The organism is Amycolatopsis sp. NPDC023774, assembly GCF_040639695.1.
Classification (GTDB): Bacteria; Actinomycetota; Actinomycetes; order Mycobacteriales; family Pseudonocardiaceae; genus Amycolatopsis.
This window is the reverse complement of record NZ_JBFAAJ010000034.1, coordinates 1-16,726: the sequence shown is the minus strand read 5'-3', so window position 1 is coordinate 16,726 and position 16,726 is coordinate 1. Positions and strand designations below refer to the sequence as shown.

At 69.0% G+C, this 16,726-nt stretch carries 15 protein-coding genes and 1 pseudogene; 11 read left to right on the top strand and 5 right to left on the bottom strand.

Features of this window, described 5'->3' with window-relative positions; translation table 11 throughout:
* Window positions 1-544 precede the first annotated feature (544 nt).
* The 4 genes from AB0F91_RS39635 (at window position 545) to AB0F91_RS39620 (ending at window position 7,286) form a co-directional block, all read left to right on the top strand.
* On the top strand, window positions 545-3,865 hold the full coding sequence (locus tag AB0F91_RS39635; RefSeq protein WP_360606497.1) for an error-prone DNA polymerase: 3,321 nt from the start codon (window positions 545-547) through the stop codon (window positions 3,863-3,865).
* Between the two features lie 226 nt (window positions 3,866-4,091).
* Window positions 4,092-4,616: a hypothetical protein gene (locus AB0F91_RS39630; RefSeq protein WP_360606354.1), complete on the top strand. Its 525-nt coding sequence runs from the start codon at window positions 4,092-4,094 to the stop codon at window positions 4,614-4,616.
* Between the two features lie 1,258 nt (window positions 4,617-5,874).
* On the top strand, window positions 5,875-6,801 hold the full coding sequence (locus tag AB0F91_RS39625; protein ID WP_360606352.1) for a hypothetical protein: 927 nt from the start codon (window positions 5,875-5,877) through the stop codon (window positions 6,799-6,801).
* A 47-nt stretch (window positions 6,802-6,848) separates the two neighbouring features.
* Entirely contained in the window at window positions 6,849-7,286 is a 438-nt protein-coding gene (locus AB0F91_RS39620; protein WP_360606350.1) for a hypothetical protein, read from the top strand.
* Between the two features lie 175 nt (window positions 7,287-7,461).
* Here AB0F91_RS39620 and AB0F91_RS39615 read toward each other — a convergent pair whose 3' ends face one another.
* Both AB0F91_RS39615 and AB0F91_RS39610 read right to left on the bottom strand, forming a co-directional pair.
* Window positions 7,462-7,854: a hypothetical protein gene (locus AB0F91_RS39615; protein WP_360606348.1), complete on the bottom strand. Its 393-nt coding sequence runs from the start codon at window positions 7,852-7,854 to the stop codon at window positions 7,462-7,464.
* A gap of 335 nt (window positions 7,855-8,189) precedes the next feature.
* Window positions 8,190-8,441 carry a hypothetical protein gene (locus AB0F91_RS39610; RefSeq protein WP_360606346.1) on the bottom strand — a complete coding sequence of 84 codons (252 nt, stop codon included), beginning with the start codon at window positions 8,439-8,441 and terminating at the stop codon, window positions 8,190-8,192.
* Here AB0F91_RS39610 and AB0F91_RS39605 point away from each other — a divergent pair.
* The 6 genes and pseudogenes from AB0F91_RS39605 (at window position 8,440) to AB0F91_RS39580 (ending at window position 14,342) form a co-directional block, all read left to right on the top strand.
* Entirely contained in the window at window positions 8,440-8,868 is a 429-nt protein-coding gene (locus AB0F91_RS39605; RefSeq protein ID WP_360606344.1) for a hypothetical protein, read from the top strand. The two genes, AB0F91_RS39610 and AB0F91_RS39605, sit on opposite strands and share 2 nt — an antisense overlap.
* Window positions 8,869-9,263: 395 nt before the next feature.
* A pseudogene (locus tag AB0F91_RS39600) lies at window positions 9,264-9,461 on the top strand (cold shock domain-containing protein); the annotation flags it as partial.
* A gap of 30 nt (window positions 9,462-9,491) precedes the next feature.
* The gene (locus AB0F91_RS39595; protein ID WP_360606495.1) at window positions 9,492-10,211 is read left to right on the top strand and encodes a cold shock domain-containing protein; all 720 of its coding nucleotides are present in this window, start codon (window positions 9,492-9,494) and stop codon (window positions 10,209-10,211) included.
* Between the two features lie 1,186 nt (window positions 10,212-11,397).
* A complete protein-coding gene (locus tag AB0F91_RS39590; RefSeq protein ID WP_360606342.1) occupies window positions 11,398-11,718 on the top strand; it encodes a hypothetical protein in 321 nt (106 codons plus the stop codon).
* A complete protein-coding gene (locus AB0F91_RS39585; RefSeq protein WP_360606340.1) occupies window positions 11,715-13,445 on the top strand; it encodes a relaxase/mobilization nuclease domain-containing protein in 1,731 nt (576 codons plus the stop codon). The genes AB0F91_RS39590 and AB0F91_RS39585 overlap by 4 nt, the downstream gene beginning before the upstream one ends.
* 234 nt (window positions 13,446-13,679) lie before the next feature.
* A complete protein-coding gene (locus AB0F91_RS39580) occupies window positions 13,680-14,342 on the top strand; it encodes a hypothetical protein (RefSeq protein ID WP_360606338.1) in 663 nt (220 codons plus the stop codon).
* Window positions 14,343-14,593: 251 nt separating this feature from the next.
* Here the strand turns inward: AB0F91_RS39580 and AB0F91_RS39575 are convergent, their stop codons facing one another.
* Window positions 14,594-14,779: a hypothetical protein gene (locus tag AB0F91_RS39575; RefSeq protein WP_360606336.1), complete on the bottom strand. Its 186-nt coding sequence runs from the start codon at window positions 14,777-14,779 to the stop codon at window positions 14,594-14,596.
* Complete coding sequence (locus AB0F91_RS39570) at window positions 14,776-15,468, bottom strand: hypothetical protein (RefSeq protein WP_360606334.1); 693 nt, start codon at window positions 15,466-15,468, stop codon at window positions 14,776-14,778. Before AB0F91_RS39570 ends, AB0F91_RS39575 begins: the two co-directional genes overlap by 4 nt.
* A gap of 265 nt (window positions 15,469-15,733) precedes the next feature.
* Here AB0F91_RS39570 and AB0F91_RS39565 point away from each other — a divergent pair, with 265 nt between their 5' ends.
* Window positions 15,734-16,174: a helix-turn-helix transcriptional regulator gene (locus AB0F91_RS39565; protein ID WP_360606332.1), complete on the top strand. Its 441-nt coding sequence runs from the start codon at window positions 15,734-15,736 to the stop codon at window positions 16,172-16,174.
* Here AB0F91_RS39565 and AB0F91_RS39560 read toward each other — a convergent pair.
* On the bottom strand, window positions 16,171-16,726 hold a 556-nt coding region (locus AB0F91_RS39560), incomplete at its 5' end, for a ferritin-like domain-containing protein (RefSeq protein ID WP_360606330.1). The genes AB0F91_RS39565 and AB0F91_RS39560 overlap by 4 nt on opposite strands.

Below are 16,726 nucleotides of genomic sequence, written 5' to 3'. Positions count from 1 at the left end.
TGTGCAGGTCAGAGGTCTGAACAAGGCGATGAATGACAACGCCCGGCGGCCGGTCAATCCGGCACGCCGGGCGGTCGGTGCTACCCGAGTTGAGATCCCCTGAGGAGCTGAGTCAGCGGTACTGGCTGGACAGCTTCTTGGCGTTGGCGAGAGCCACGTCGTAGGCCAGCGGTGGCGATGTCGTGCAGGCAGCCGGCGCACAGCACGCCGCCGGGGCCTGGTTCGGCTTTCCGGCACTGGAAGCACTTCTTCGTCGGCTGCACTTCTTCGGCCACGGTCATACCCCTGCTCTCGTCCACCCTTGGTTGCGCTGACCGTAGGCCGGGCCGCGTCAGCTGCCGGTGCTCGACATGCCCTCCCGCGGTGTGGCGTTCGCAGCATGCCCGCGTGCCGACGATGCCCACCGCGTCCATCACCCGTTCAGAGCAGTGTGGCGATGGGCATGTTGCGATCAGCGCACGTCAGGCAGAGTATGCGAACATAGGTTCGATAGTTGCTGGTTGCCGGCCTTCCCACGGCGAAGACGTTGTTGTGGGAGTTCGTCGTGGCGTTCAACAACCCGCCCATGCCGTGGTCGGAGCTGGAGCGGATCGCCTCCGGCCGTGGCGCGCCGACCGCGCCGCCGGGTGCCGAGGAGGCGCCGCGGTCGCACAAGCGGGAGGGCTACCAGCCGCCCGCGGGGTTGCGGCCGCGGGCGGATGTCGAGGCCGAGGGCGGGCGGGTGCCCTACGCGGAGCTGCACTGTCACTCCAACTTCAGCTTCCTCGACGGCGCCAGCCACCCCGAACAGCTCGTCGAAGAGGCGGCTCGGCTCGGACTGGACGCCCTCCTGCTGGCCGACCACGACGGCATGTACGGCGCGGTCCGCTTCGCCGAGGCCGGCCGCGAGCTCGGCATCCGCACCGGCCACGGCGCGGAACTGTCGCTCGGGTTGTCGGCGCCGCAGGGCGGCGTGCCGGATCCGGAGGGCTCCCACCTGCTGGCCCTGGCGCGCGGGGTGGAGGGCTATCGGCGGCTGTGCCGGGTGATCTCGCATGCCCAGCTGGCCCAGGGCGGCCGGAAAGGCCGGCCGGTCTACGACCTCGACCAGGTCGTGGAGGAGCTGCGCGGGCACGTGCTGGTGCTGACCGGCTGCCGCAAGGGCACCGTGCGCCAGGCCCTCGTGGGCGACGGCCCGGCCGCGGCGGCCACCGCGCTACGCCGGCTGACCCACTGGTTCGGACGCGAGAACGTGGCGGTCGAGCTGATCGATCACGGCCAGCCGCTGGACGCGGTCCACAACGACCTGCTCGCCGACATGGCTACGGACCTGCGGCTGCCGACCGTGGCGTCGAACAACGTGCACTACGCCCGGCCCGAGCAGGCCCGCCATGCCGCCGCGGTGGCGGCGGTGCGGGCCAACCGCTCGATCGACGAGCTGGAGGGCTGGTTGCCGGCCGACGGGATGGCGTTCCTGCGCGACGGCGCCGAACAACGCCAACGGTTCGCCCGGTACCCGGGCGCGGTGCAGCGCGCGGCGCTGCTCGGCGTGGAGCTCGCGTTCGACCTCGCCCTGGTCGCGCCGAAGCTGCCGCCGTTCCCCGTGCCGGAAGGCTTCGCCGGCGAGGACGAGTACCTGCGTCACCTGGCCATGGAGGGCGCGCGGATGCGTTACGGCACCCGGGACGAGAACCCGAAGGCCTACGCGCAGCTGGAGCGGGAGCTCGATGTCATCGAGCGGCTCGGGTTCCCGGGCTACTTCCTGGTGGTGTGGGACATCGTGCGGTTCTGCCGCGATTCCAACATCCTCGCCCAGGGCCGCGGCTCAGCCGCGAACTCCGCGGTGTGTTTCGCCTTGCAGATCTGCCACGCCGACCCGGTCAAGTGGAACCTGCTCTTCGAACGGTTCCTGTCGGCCGAGCGGGATGGGCCGCCGGACATCGACGTGGACATCGAGTCCGACCGCCGCGAGGAGGTCATCCAGTACGTCTACGCCACCCATGGGCGTTTCCACGCCGCGCAGGTCGCGAACGTGATCGCCTACCGCGCCCGCTCCGCCGTGCGCGACGCGGCCAAAGCGCTGGGCTACTCCCCCGGGCAGCAGGACGCGTTCGGGAAGAAGGTCGATCGCTGGGCCAGCGTGTCCGACCCCGCGGCTGCTGAGGCCGGGCTGCCTGACGACCTCATCGAGTTCGCGGGCTGGCTGGAGGATTCGCCGCGGCACCTGGGTGTGCACTCCGGGGGCATGGTCATCGCCCACACCCCGGTCAGCGAGATCGTGCCGGTCGAGTGGGCCACGGCCAAAGACCGGTCGGTGTTGCAGTGGGACAAGGACGACTGCGCCGCGATCGGGCTGACGAAGTTCGACCTGCTCGGCCTCGGCATGCTCTCGGCGCTGCACTACACGATCGACCTGCTCGCCGAGCACCACGACCGCCGCATCGGCCTGCACGACCTCGACCTCGCCGACCCCGCCGTGTACGACATGTTGTGCGAGGCCGACGCGATCGGCGTGTTCCAGGTCGAATCCCGCGCCCAGCTCGCCACGCTGCCGCGTCTGCGGCCGCGGAAGTTCTACGACCTGGTCGTCGAGGTCGCGCTGATCCGGCCCGGCCCGATCCAGGGCGGCTCCGTGCACCCCTACATCCGCCGCCGCCGCGGCGAAGAAACGTGGGAACACGAGCACGAGCTGCTCGCGCCCGCGCTCGAGCGCACGTTGGGGGTGCCGTTGTTTCAGGAGCAGGTGATGCAGATGGCCCGCGACGTCGCCTCCTTCACCCCCACCGAAGCCGACCAGCTGCGCCGCGCAATGGGCTCGAAACGCTCCAGCACAAAGATGCGGCGCCTGGCCGGCCGGTTCTTCGCCGGCGCCAAAGCCAATGGCCTGTCCGATGACCTCGCCAAACGGGTCTTCGAGCAGATCCACGCCTTCTCCGGCTACGGTTTTCCCGAAGCCCACTCTATGAGCTTCGCGCTGCTGGTCTACGCCTCCGCGTGGTTCAAGCGCTACTACCCGGCCGCGTTCTGCGCCGGCCTGCTGCGCGCCCAACCGATGGGTTTCTACTCACCCCAGTCGCTGGTCGCCGACGCCCGCCGCCACGGCGTGAGGACCCGCGAGCCGGACCTGAACCTGTCGCTGCCGCACGCCACCCTCGAACCCGACCCGGACTCCGCAGGCGGGGTCGCGCTCCGGCTCGGCCTGGCCGGTATCCGCTCGGTGGGCCAAGACGTCGCCGAACGGATCGTCGCCGAACGCGACACCGCCGGCCCGTACACGTCGATCGGGCAGCTGACCGAGCGGGTGCAGCTCGATCGGCCCGTCGTCGAAGCCCTCGCCACCGCCGGCGTGTTCACCGGCCTCGGGCCCGACCGCCGCGCCGCGCTCTGGGCCGCCGGCGCCGCGGCCGCGACCCGCGCCGAGCACATCCCGGGCCTGGCCATCGGCCACGACGCCCCCGCCCTGCCCGGCATGACCACCTTCGAGCTCGCGTCGGCGGACCTGTGGGCCACCGGCATCACCCCCGACCGCCACCCCATCGAATTCCTGCGCGACCACCTCGACCAGCTCGGCGCCATCCCCGCCGGCCGGCTCCTCGACGTCGCCGATGGCACCCGGATCAAGGTCGGCGGCGCGGTCACCCACAAACAACGCCCCGCCACCGCCGGCGGGATCACCTTCCTCAACCTCGAGGACGAAACCGGCATGTGCAACGTGATCGTGTCGATCGGGATGTGGCGCCGGCACCGCCAAATATGGCTGTCCAGCCCAGCGCTGCTCGTGCGCGGCATCGCTCAAGTCGGGCAAGGCACCGTCTCGATCGTGGCCGACAAGGTCACGCCGCTGGACCTGAAATCGCTGGCGACGACCTCTCGGGACTTCAGGTGAGGTCACCAGCCGGGTGGGCACGGGCGTGCCCGCTATGGATCGTGCTGGGTAGTTCACCCCGGCGGTTGTAGGCCATCCGGCTGTTGACGTCGGGAAAGTTCGTATTCGTGAGCCGACGCCGACACACGGCGTTCACACCGGTGGTTCTTTTCCTGGTCGCGCCCGGTGGGGTGCGATGTTCACAGCCCTCGGCGACCCGGTCCGGGGATGGTTTCCGGAGGTTCCCATGCGTGTCGTCGTGCGGTCGGTCACCGCGATCTTCGCTGCTGTCGCCCTCGCCGGGGGCGGTGTCGTCATCACCGGTGGTGTCGCCCTGGCCGCGACCTGTTCCACCGTCCGCCTGCCGCTGCCCGATTCGAGCTGCACGCCGGGTGTCTACTACTCGGCTGTCACCCAGTCCAACATCCACAGCACCATCTGCGTGTCCGGCTGGACCGACACCGTCCGCCCGCCCACGTCCTACACCAACCCGCTCAAGGTCCAGGGCATCGCCGATTACGGCTACAGCGACACCAACCTCGCCGACTACGAGGAAGACCACCTCGTCCCCCTCGAGCTCGGCGGCTCCCCCCGCGACCCCGGCAACCTGTGGCCCGAGCCCTACTCCGGCACCCAGACCGCGCACACCAAAGACGGCACCGAAACCAAGCTCAAGAACGCCGTCTGCGCCGGCACCGTGACCCTCTCCGCCGCCCGCTCCGCAATCAAGAACAACTGGACCACCGCCCTGCAGGTCACCGGCATCGGCTGAGCCCCACCACCCCTGAGTCGCGTAACTGTGAGCCGCTGCTGCCCGCCGGGCTTGGGACACCCGGCGTGCAGCAGCCCCCTTCGGCACCTCACCGCGGACGGCGTTGTGCTTGCAGGGGCAACGCAGTGCACCGGCCCCACTACGTCGCGTGCAAGAGCCGTCGAGTACGCGCACAGCCTCGTCGGATGCATGGCTGGGCTGCGAACCCAGCGATGGCAGCGCGAGGCCATACTCCTCCGGCTGCGGCTCACCACCTGACCAGCGCAAACACCAACGAACCACCCTCCCGCCGGGTCCCGGGCGGCAGCGGCCGAGCGATACCCGATCTGACCTGCGTAAACACCACCGCCGAAGCGCCACGGGAACCCAGCGGTGTCGACCGGCGGAGCCGCCACCTGCGAAAACGCAGCATTTGCTAATCGAGAAAGTGCCGGGAATTCAATTCCAAAATTGCTTTCCGATCGCGAGGGAATGGTGAACTTCCCGCGTGAAACCCTGGCGCCCTCAGGGTGAGTGGGCTACGATTTCTCCATCAGGATGACGAGAAGCCCCTGGCTCCGTACAACCGGAGTCGGGGGCTTCTATAGTCCTGCTTTTTAATACTGGAATTAGTGGAGGAAACTATGCTCAACCACCGTATCTACTACCGTTGGACCAAGGTTGCGATCCAGCTTATCGGCGCTGTAGCAAGACTTCTACAGTGCTTCAACAACTGGCCGCTCTGACCTTGTCCGTGTCTGCAAGTGTTGGCTTGGGTCCCCGTGGAAGTTCCTTAGCCGCTCTCGCATCGGTAATTAATTTAGCCAAAGAAAGGGGCCGTGTCAAATAAACTTTTCCCCGGCGGATCAGTGACCGTCGGGGAAAAGTCATGCCTAAAAGAAAACTGGCGAGAGATTAGTGTCACCGTCGCGCGCTAACTTCTTACCGGTCACGGCCTGCGGACCTGCGCGTTCTCGCTGGTCACGGCAGTGCGGGCGAGGGGCGGCGTTGCCGAACCACACGACGTGCGCGCTAGACGGCCAGCGCGCCAGTTGCCCCACTTCCAAGATCCACTGGTGACGCGCCGCCGCGGGCAGTGCCTCGGCGGGTGGATGGTCAGCGGCCCATCACGGTTCAGCTCGTAGCGCAGCGCCGGGCGCACCAGGAGGTCCCGGCGGCCGAACTCGCCCTGCGGGCGCTGATCTCGAACAAGCGTGCGAGTCTTCTAACGCTGGGGTTTGTGGCTGCGCTGCTGGTCAGCGAGGCTCACCATGGACACGTGACCGTGCCGGACCTGCCGCTGCGGCTCGCTGTCGCCGAGCCGGCCGCCGTGCTGCCCGAGGCCGGCCACGGGTACGAACCCAAGCTCGACGGTTGGAGATGCCTGATCCACGTACCCGCCGGGGCGGTCCAGTCCCGCACCGCCAGCGACTTGACCGACCGGTTCCCCGGGATCTTCGAATCGGCGGCCGCTCTCGGTGAGGTGGTGCTCGACGGCGAGCTCGTCGCATACCGGCCGCAAGGGCGGCTGGACTTCGCGGCGCTCGGCTACGGCCCGGCACGGCGACGCACCGAGGGCATCACGGTGGTGTTCGTGGCGTTCGACCTGCTCGGCGCCCGCCGTCGCGACCTCCGGCCATTGCCGTACGCGAGCCGGCGGGAACGACTGGAAGCGGTGATCGGCGCGGGGACCGCCGGCATACAGCTGATGCGCTCGACGCTCGACGTCGAGCAGGCGCGGGGGTGGATCAGCGCCGAGCAGGCCGCCGTCGGCGTCGAAGGAGCCCTCGCGAAGCCGCTGGGCAGCCGGTATCCGCTGCGCGGTGGACGCGCGGGCTGGGTGAAGGTGCGCCACGTCGACGACGTCGACGCCCTGGTCCTCGGCGTGACCGGCTCCCCGACCCGACCGACAGCGCTGGTGCTTGGCCAGGCCGACCGGCGCGGGCGAGTGCGGGCGGTCGGGCTCTCCACGACGCTGTCGCGCCCGGCGCTCGCGTCGCTCGCGGGGCGGCTCCGGCTCGCGCCCGGTGGCCCCGTGCGAGCCTCGGGGGTCGTGGCCGGCCTGCCCGGCAACGAGGACTTCACCTACTGGCCGGTCGAACCCGGCGTCGTGGTCGAGGCCCGCGCGGACTCGGCATACGAACTCGGCCGGTACCGACACCGGCTCACCGTGGTGAGAGCGAAACCCTTCACCACCAGGTCATGAAGGCCCGCCCGGCGGTCGCTACCTCATCCCCGTGAAAGGGCTGCACCATGAGCTTCCACGACGAGCAGCGTGCGAGCGTCCGACCTGCCGACGTCGGCGGCGCCGCCGGCGGAGAGCTGGAGCGGCTGCGTGGCCGGGTGGCCGAGCTGGAGGCCCAGCTCCGCTCCGTCTACGTCGATCGGATGCACCTACTCGCGGCGCTCGCGGCCGACCCGGTCCTGAACCCGCGGTTGAAAACCGACCCCACAGGGCTGCCCGGCTACAAAACGGTGCTGTACCTCACCGACCCCGACGCCGACCCGGGAGAGGGGCAGATCTCGTTCCCCATCGCCGACGCCGACCTCACCCTGGTCGAGCACGTGCCATGGGCTACCGAGGGGGACCCGCACGCGGCCTGGGACGGCACCGGCAAAAACTTCGTGCTCGCCCGGCTGCGGAACCTGGCGCAGCATCGAGCCGACGCCGCTCGCGCCATGGGTGACTAGCCGAGCTCGGGTGACGGGCCCTTCCTTACCACCCGTCCTGGTCTCTCCTCGCAGCGCGCCGGAGGCAGCCACACCGCATCGAGCAGGATCTTGTCGTCGTAATCGACCATGCCCCTCAGCCTTCCTCGTCCAGCACGGCCTGGGCCCGGGCCGCATCCTGAAAGTCCGGCACGTGCTACTCCTGGTCGGCGATCTTGCGCTGGTACCACTCCTGAGCGGCCTGCTTGCTCATCTCCAGAGCCACACCGATCTCCGGCCAGCTGGCCCCGGCCTCGCGGGCATCACGCATCACGTACCAGCGGCTACTGGTCAGTATCCGGGCCAGCCGGTGCGCCGCCGCCAGCTCCTGCAGCGGCGTGACCTCCGCCGTGGCCGCCAAGACCGGCTCCCACAGTCTTCGATCGTCCTCGTCGACAGCCTGATCCGCCATCTGCTGCCACCGCCGCCGATGGCGGTAGGTCTCGCGCACAGCGAACAGCTCCCGCTCGTCCCCGGACCGCACGATCCGCTCCACGTCGGCCCCCGCGGGCAGGAGCCGGCCCTCGATGAGTCGAATGGAATCAGCCATACGTCAACCCTCTGCGTGAGGCACCTCGCGACCGCAGTTGCCGCACTCGACACTGACCAGCCGCCCGTCCTCGAACTCGCCGTTCACGACACCAGTTTCGTCAACGACAGAACCGGCGCGCATGCCGAATGCAAGAGGTGCTGTGTGCAGGCGGAGCAAGCAGTCCGCTGGCAGGCTCGGCCCGGCCGTCACGAGGCAACGTCGGACGGCGACTGGCGCTCAGCAGGTGGCAGGATCGGCCGTCAGATGCCGGCCAGGCATGCAGGGCAAGGCCTGTGGAAGCCCGGTCACGGCGTGCACCTGCACACAACCGGCTCAGCTCCTCCACCACATCTTCACAGCACCGTGCTGCGATCGTGCACATGACCGACACTGCAGTCACCGGCTCCGCACCGACGCGGTATCTCGACCGCGTCGCCGCGACCGACGCCGCCCGCTCCTACAAGCGCGACCTGCTGGCTGCACTCGAGATCGAGCCCGGTCACCGGGTCCTCGACGTCGGGTGCGGCCCCGGCACCGACCTTGCCGCCCTCGCCGCCGCGGTAGACGCTCAGCATCGACCGCGCCCGCACCGACCGCGTACTCATGCACGTCGCCCACCCAGCGGCCGTGCTGGCTGAGCTCCATCGTGTCCTGCGCCCTAGCGGCCTGCTCGCCCTCGCCGAGCCCGACTGGGACACCCTCGCGATCGACCACCCCGACCTAAAGATCAGCCGCGCATTCACCCGTTACATCGCCGAACGTGTCAACCGCAATCCCGCCATCGGACGCCAACTGCCGCGCCTGGCGAACCATGCGGGCTTCACCCTGCGCACCGTACTCAACGCCGCAGCCGTGTTCACCGACTTCGAAACGGCCGAGGCGATCCTCGGGCTACGCCGCAACACCGAACGCGCCGTCGCCGCCGGCTACCTCACCGCACAGGACGCCCAGACGTGGCTTGAACACCTGACCACCGACACGTTCTTCGCCACCACGTCCTTCATCACCGTGGTCGCACAATCCGGCACGTAGGACTTCGGTGCACAGCCGGTTCCTGCTGGACGCAAGCCGCCGGCCGTTCGTGCCGGTTTGGAAGGTGCACACCTCCCCGAGTTCGCATCCGCTGCAATAGGCGATCCGCTACTGGCAGGCTCCCATATCCGAATCCCGCGAATAGCACCTGCTCAGCACTGGCGACGGGCGGCAGTGCACCTGCCTAGCCGCGACGTACCGCGGAGACGACCGCTGCGCGGCCCGGGGCCGTTGCTGCGGAGCTAGGACCTGGTCTCAAAACTCGGCGTGTCGCTAGGTGAACCAACGGCCCGCCCCTGGCTCCGCACCGCCCGCCTGTGGGCCCGGCCCGACGGACCGGAGGTCTGTCAGAGAGACTGGGGGCCATTGCCCGCCCTCTCGACCTGGAGCCTTTGATGCCGCAAGGGACCGTCCGTTGGTTCGACGCCGAACGGGGTTTCGGCTTCCTCGCGCCCGAGGACGGCTCGCCGGACGTGTTCGTGCACGCCTCCGAGATCGTCGGGGACGGCGGCGCGAAAGTGCTCCGCGAGGGTCAGGCCGTCGTGTTCGAGGTCGGCGAGAACGACCGCGGGCCCCAGGCGCTGCGCGTTCGCGTCACCGCCGATGCGGCCACCGGCAGCGCCGTGGGCCTGCTCGGCACCGTCAACTGGTACGAGCCGGGCAAGGGGTACGGCTTCGCGTCGCCGGACGGCGGCGGCGCCGACATCTTCGTGCACAGTTCCGCCATCGTGACCGGCGGCGTGGTCACCGAGGGGCAGCGGGTGGCCTTCCTGATCGTCGAAGGCGAGCGCGGCCCGCAGGCCGGGCACGTGATCCCGCTGGGAGCAGGGGCCGGCTCACCCGCTGCGGCTGGTATCGCGGACGGTGCCGACGGCACGGTGGCCTGGTACGACGAGGACAAGGGCTTCGGCTTCATCAACCCCGACTCCGGCGCCGGGGACGTCTTCGTTCACGCCCGGGCCCTGGCCGAGGGGCTGACGTGGCTCGCGGAGGGCGACCGCGTCGCCTACGAGGTGGCTAGTGGAGACAAGGGCCCGCAGGCCCGCGACGTGCACCTGGTCCGGGGCGCCGAGCCCCAGACGGCGCCGCAGCGGTCGGCACCTGCCGCGGCCGCAGGGCCGGCGGTGCGGGACGTGCCCGTACGAGGCGGCGAGGGCGTCGTCGCGCGCTACGACGGCGACCGCGGCTTCGGCTTCATCACCCCGGACGCAGGCGGCGACGATCTCTTCGCCCACGTGTCCGTGATCGTGGGGTCGGAGCCGCTGCGGAAGGGTGACCGGGTCCGGTACGCGGTGCGTCAGAGCGACCGGGGCCCGCAGGCCGACCGCATCGAACGCCTCTGAAGAGGCGGCCCCACCGATGGCTGATCACTTCCCGACGAGAGCGCTCGTTCATCCCCGTCGATGGTGCCGTCAGCAACGCGGCTGCAGCCTCCTCCAGGAGATCGATCTCCCTCGTGGTGACGGGGCCCCGTGCCGACCCGAGGACCTGCTCCGCGCTCAGAAGCTCGCCAGTCACCCCCACCCAACGACACAGAGCTACCGACGTGTCCCAAACGAGTGAATGGATGCGTTAGACCTGGTCGCAGAGCTCGATCTTTATGAGCCGGCGGACGTTGATCACGGTGCAGGCCAGCGTGAGTAGCTTCGTGTACGACCTGCACAGGGTGTGTGCCGAACCGTCGCTCACATTCGGTGGCCCAGCCGTAGTTCGGGTCGGTCACGAAGTCGCAGAAAAGCCGGACGGCGGTCTGGTAGTTCCGCAGCGTCGACTTCCGTAGGTGCTTCACCGAGCGAAGGTCAGCAAGCCACTCGTCGACCAGCTGAGCGCTCCACTGCCACGGGAAGGCGTTGGTGAAAGCAGCGAACGCACTCACGACATTCGCCCGCCCCTGGATGGTCACGAACCCGAGATTTCGCGCGGCCTGTTGGTTCGCCCAGCCGTCGAGCATCGCTTCGAACACTTGCCGGTCCGGCATCAACAGCGCGACGCCGTCGACCACATGAAGCCGCGCCGACCCCGCCGCAACTCGCGTCTGGTCCACCCAAAACCCTCCTCTTCGAGGCCCCAACAGATGCGAGAATCTCGCATCCATTGCGAGTTCGGCCGCATCTCCGCAGCTCATCCACTCGAAGTGGTGACGGCTCAGGACGCGGCATCTGTGGCGCGTCGGCGCCACAGCGTGGTTCGCTACAACGCGTATCCGCAGCGTGCGCAGGTCAAGCAACACACGGTCGTTGGAAGGTGCAAACCACCCTGTAATCGCATCGGATGAAATACGCCACGCGCAGAGCAAGATAGGTCAAGGAGTAACTCTTTGACCCCAGGCCGCGGCGCGGCCTGGCAGTCTGGCCCTTGGCGGGCAGCCTGAAAGGGGCACGCCTCGGGCCGGGGGGCCGGGAATGCACGAGGGGGCGGGGGCAATGGGGGACGAGCTCTCACTACAGAGGGGCTATCGCGAGCAGTCGATGAAGGGGAAACGTACGTTCTCCTCGTGGGCTGATGAGGTACACCGACGAGGAGTGGGCCGTGATCGTGATGGTCGCCGCGCTGGAAGGGCTGAAGCCGGGGGCATACGTTCAGCGGGCCGGGTATGAGGCCGCGGTGCGTCAGCATCGTGGCGAGCGGTTCGACTCGGGCGTGGTGTCCGAACTGATCAAGGAGCTGCGCGAGGCCCGCCGGGTGATGACCAACATCGGCGGCAATCTCAACGACGTCGCGAAGGCGGCGAACTCCACGGGCGAGATCGAGAACCCGGTGGCGGCCGAGACCGTCTTGCGTCTGGTGCGGAACGTGGTGCGCTCGGCCGATGAGACGATCACCAAGGTTCGAGCGAGGCTGGTGGCGTGATCGCCAAGGTCGTGCACGGTTACCGACCCGCCGGCCTGATCAGGTACTTGTTCGGACCGGGCAAACACGAGGAGCACGTGAACCCGCGCGTGGTCGCGTCCTGGGACAGCGCCCCGTGGCTGCACCACCCGGCCACTCTGAGCGCGGTCGAGTTGGACGGAGAGGTACTCGAGCCCGGCGAGTTCGATGTGGACCTCGGCCCGCTGACCGAGGCGATGCAGGAGTTGGCCGAGTTGGCGGGGCTTCCGCTGACCAACCCGCCGCGCATCACGCCGCAGTGGTCGCAGCGCCTGCGCGCCGGGGGCGCGCTGCCGGCGGGCGCGCCGTCGTGGGTCAAGCACTACAAGTACGACGAGCAGAAGAACGCGGTCGTGCTGCGGCAGGGCTACGTCTGGCACTGCCCGGTCCGGCTGCACCGTGACGACCCCACCCTGAGCGACAAGCAGTGGGAGCAGATCGCCGAGCGGTTGATGAAGGCCACCGGCATCCACCAGGCCGGCGCCCGCTGGATTGCCGTGCGCCACGCAGACGACCACATCCACCTGATGGCGACGCTGGTCTCCGAACACACTGGTAAACGGATCTATCCGTACCGGGATTACCCGAAGCTGCGCGAGGAGTGCCGCAAGATCGAGCGCGAGCTCGGGCTGGTGGCCACCGCCGGGGCGGACAAGACCGCGCTGCCGGCGCCGACCCGCCGTGAGAAGGGCAAGGCCGAACGCAAGGGCTGGGTCGTGACCGCGCGCGAAGAGCTGCGCCGGGTGGTCGCCCAGTGCGCGGCCAGCGTCAGCAGCGGCGAGGAGTTCCTGCGCGAGCTGCGTCGGGAGGGGTTGAACCCGAAGACGACGGTGGGCGTGGACGGCGAGATCCGCGGCTACGCGGTGTCGCTCCCGGGCGACGTCACCGCCGACGGCACGCCGGTGACCTACTCGGGCACGAAGCTCGCGGCCGATCTGACGTGGCCGAAGCTGATGGCCCGCTGGGCGAGCACGCCGGCGGCCGCGCCGATCGAGCGAACCGAGGACGGCCGCGTCTCCCGTGCCGAGCGCCAGGACGCCCTTGAGCATGCCGCTGCTGTCGTCGGGCGCGCCGCTGTGCAGGTGCGCGAGGGCGGCGGGGATGTGGACGGGATCGCGCACGCCGCCGGGGAGGTGTTCGCGGCGCTGGCTCGCGGCCGGGAAGGGCGGGAGCCGGGGCCGCTGGCGGAGATCTCTGAGCGGTATGACCGTGCGGGGCGGACACCGCACCGTGTTCTGCCCGCGCGGATCGGCCCGGTGGCGCGTGATCTGCGGCAGGCGTCGCGGCGGATCGCGGCCGCCGGTGCCCTGTCCGGGCGGGGCAAGGAGAAGTTCGCCGGGATCGCGTTGCTGCTGGCGCTGGCGAGCCTGGTCGCGGAGATCGCCGCGTTGCAGCAGATGCGCGGGCGGGTTCACCAGGCCGCGGCCGCACGTCGGGCGGCCGGAGCGCTCCCGGGTCTGGCGCAGGCTTCCGGAGGCGGCCGACCTCCCGTCGCTGCCCGTCCGGTCACGCCGCCGACGGCGGGCGGAACGCAGGGGCGGCGACCCTACGACCAGGGCCTCCCGCCCGCTGCAGTCGAACGGGTAAGCAACGGGCGACACCGTATGGCGATCGATCACGAGCCAGGGCAGAGGCGGCCAGCGCGGCGAGTTGTCCACCACCCGCACGAAACACACGATGATCGACGCGGCTGTGTGCGACGGTCGTGATCATGATGGACACCTGGACGCTCGGGTGGGGTGGTCGTACTGACCGGCAACAGACCCGGCGGCGCACAGTGCGACGCCGGTAGAAGACCCATCGTGCGTAGCTGGGGAGTCCTGACCGAGGCCGAAACCCCGCGACCAGACCGCGAGAGGTATGCCGCTGCGACTGCGCGGTCGGTCGGCCTTGTCGTCACGAATTTCCGCCCCACCTGGGTGACTAGACGCCACAATGCTCCTGTGACAGCCGAGCACCCTCTGCCCATCGACAGCGCCGCCGAGGCGTTGCTCGCCAAGATCAACGCACGGCGATGGTCCGTCAGCGACCTGAGCGCGCAGCAGGCCTGGGCAGCGTTCCTGGACTTCGCGGCCCTTCGTTTCGACATCCCTAACGAGCCAGATGCCGACGGCCTGCTTTACCAGTTCGGTGTCTACCACTTCACCGGTGAGCCGGCCTTTCACCTGGACCCGACGCGTCAGCTTGCCCTTCGCGAAGAGCAGTACGTCCAGGTCCATCTCGACATCCGATTCGCGCTAGACCCCTCGCTCGTCGCACTCGGCCGACACACCGAATGGTGGTTCAGCGAGGACGACACCGTTCACGCCGGAGTCGATGACGCTGCTCAGCCTCGCGGCCGCAGAGGTCCGGACCTCGCCCGGCGTGCTCGCGCTGGCCGGCCGCCCCCAGCCGTCGAACGTGCACCGCGTGCTGATCCGGGTAGACCAGCCGCAGGCCCAGTCCAGCTGCATCGGCGCGTTCGCACTCATCATGTACGGCACCGGCTCGCCGCTCCCCCAGGCAAGCCCAACTGGCTTCATGGCGTCTTCTGTCGGCACGTACTTGGACATGTCCGGCGGCACACCGGTGGAGCAGGCGGACAACAGCAGGACAAGACCGCCTAGAAGGACTTTGCGCATGATCTCCTCGTTCCGCGAGGAAGATCGCCACGTTCCCCCGCCCCGTTACCCGCCGCGCCGGCTGCCGAAGTTGTCGGTGGCTCTGGCTACGATGCGGCGCTGGCAGCCGGACGGAGATCGTGAGGGACTCGCGGCCATGGGGGGTGGGTGTGTGATGGTCCCCCGCAACGGGGCCGGGGACTTGATTGAATCCGTGTCCCCACCCCCCAACCACTCGACGGCGGGCCGGCGTGCGCTTACGGCTCGAAGTGGACGTCGACGGTGATGTCGTCGGGGTTGAGGTCGAGGGCGACGGCGATGGATTCGCGGGCCACGCGACGTGCTTTGCGGATGTGGCGTGTCTGGGTGAGCCCGTCGATCTCGGGGATGTGCACCATCCACCATCTGCCCTTGCGGGTCACGGTGACTTGGTAGTGCTTCACGGCTGGGCCTCCTCGATCGCTCGCACCGTCTCTGCGGACCACGGTGTCTCGGGCCACGCCTGCGGTGCCGGGCTGAACGCCTGCGATGCCTCGGGCCACGCCTGCGGTGCCGGGCCGAACGCACGTCGGGCGGCCCGGACGGCAAAAGCGGAAACGGTGCCGTTGGCAACGCCACCGATCACCGCGCCGACGCCAAACGGGACCACCCGACCGAGCACGATGATCCCCTGCTTGGTGCCGTACTTCGTGACGAAGTTCTTGCCCAAGACTCTGTTGATGCGGTGCAGCGTGGCCACGGGCACTTTGCCGACGAGCTGACGAGCCCAGTGCTGACCAGTGCGCCCGGCGACCTTGTCGATGGCTCTGGAGCCGGACTCGCCGAGCAGGATCCCCATGACCAGCGTGCGGCGGCGTTCGATCTCGTGCAGATGGACCCCGTGGACCTCGGCGAGCGAGAGCACGAACAGGGTGCTCAACTCGAACGAGGACAACAACTCGCCCGCCGACAGCGCCAGCGCAACCCCGGTGCCGACACCGGGCGCGGCCGCGGTGGCCCCGACCGCAGCCCCCGTTCCCGCCAAGGCGCTGACGTACATCCGCGCTAAGGTGCGGACGACCTCCGCCGGTGTCGCATCCGGGTTGCGCTGGCGCGCCCGGGCGATGTTCTTGCGAACCAGCGGTGCCTGCACGCCGATGGCCTTGTCCAGCAGGTCGAGAACCGCCTGGCCCCGTCCGCTCGACTCCGGGACCGGTCCTTCGAGCGCGTCAGAGGCCACACCGAACTCCTTGAATCGTCACGTTCCTTGCCCAATCTCGCGCCACGACCGTTCACAGCCGTGTCCTCGGCTCCGGTGGTCGAACAGGCGCCGATCGGACAGTCGCCTCAACACGGGCAAATGTTTCGTCGCGGAAGAGGTGATAGCGCGCCAGAGGGGAATACCCCAACATGCTCCTGTGGCAGACGAGAGCAAGCGCCCCTGGCCGCTCGGCAAGCGGCTGGAGGCTGCGCGGACGGCCGCTGGCCTGAGCCAGCGTCAGGCGTCGGCGGCGGCCGGCTTCTCCGTCACGACCTGGGGGCAGCTCGAGAGCGGCGTGCGCAAGCTCGGGGGAGGACTTGAGGCGGCCATCAACCCTCGCGCCTCGATTGTGATCTCGGCGGCGCAGGTTGTCGGCCTGGATCCTGCCGAAGCGCTGAAGATGGCTGGCATCGATCCGGCGCGGCATGCCCCGAAGGGGTCCGAGCGGCCGACCGTGTCGCAGGCCCGCCTGCTCGAGTACTTCGCACGGCTGAACGAGCGGCAGCGCGGGGCGCTGCTCGACCTCATCGAGTCGATGCTGCCGTCCGAGGACGGCGATGGGCCTGCACTTGCGGTGAATGGCGGAGGCGGAAACTAGCCGGCGGTCGGTGCCGCGCCTTGAACGATGTCTCCATTGAGTCCATCCGGGTAGAAGCCGCCGGAGGAGGCCCCTTGCGGGTCAAGGTAAACGATGTTGAGGATCTCCGCGGCACTCCTGCCGAATGCGCGACCGTACTCATCGGTGGGAACCAGGTTGGCCTCGTCCTTGTTGCCGAGATCCTGATCGTCATCGGCGGGGCCGCTGACCGCGTTGCGAACCGCGGAGATCTTGTGCAGGACATCGAACACCGAGTCATCCGCGAGCCCTTCAGCGAAGAGCGTGGCCCGCACGATCCCGGCGTGGTAGGCCTCGGTCGCCAGCAGGCCTGCTGCTGCATCCAGGTAAGTCTTGTTGGAGATGAACGGTGCCGCGCCTTTGAAGGCTGTGACTCCTACGTCTTCGAAGAGGAAGGCGGCGAAGAGGAAGTTGCGGTCGCCGGCATAGGCGTCGAAGCTCTCGCCGGGCTTGATCAATCCGGCCGCAGTCGCGGCTGCGGTAAAGCTGTGGTCAAGGGAGATCTGCGGGCGCGCGACGGCCGCGTCGCCGAGT

What these genes read in the sequence shown, in the direction of transcription:
- AB0F91_RS39605 (WP_360606344.1), top strand. Translation starts at nt 8,440, where the DNA reads ATGCACGTCGCCCACCCAGCGGCCGTGCTGGCTGAGCTCCATCGTGTC.
- AB0F91_RS39620 (WP_360606350.1), top strand. Translation starts at nt 6,849, where the DNA reads ATGAGCTTCCACGACGAGCAGCGTGCGAGCGTCCGACCTGCCGACGTC.
- AB0F91_RS39630 (WP_360606354.1), top strand. Translation starts at nt 4,092, where the DNA reads ATGCGTGTCGTCGTGCGGTCGGTCACCGCGATCTTCGCTGCTGTCGCC.
- AB0F91_RS39610 (WP_360606346.1), bottom strand. Translation starts at nt 8,441, where the DNA reads ATGAGTACGCGGTCGGTGCGGGCGCGGTCGATGCTGAGCGTCTACCGC.
- AB0F91_RS39615 (WP_360606348.1), bottom strand. Translation starts at nt 7,854, where the DNA reads ATGGCTGATTCCATTCGACTCATCGAGGGCCGGCTCCTGCCCGCGGGG.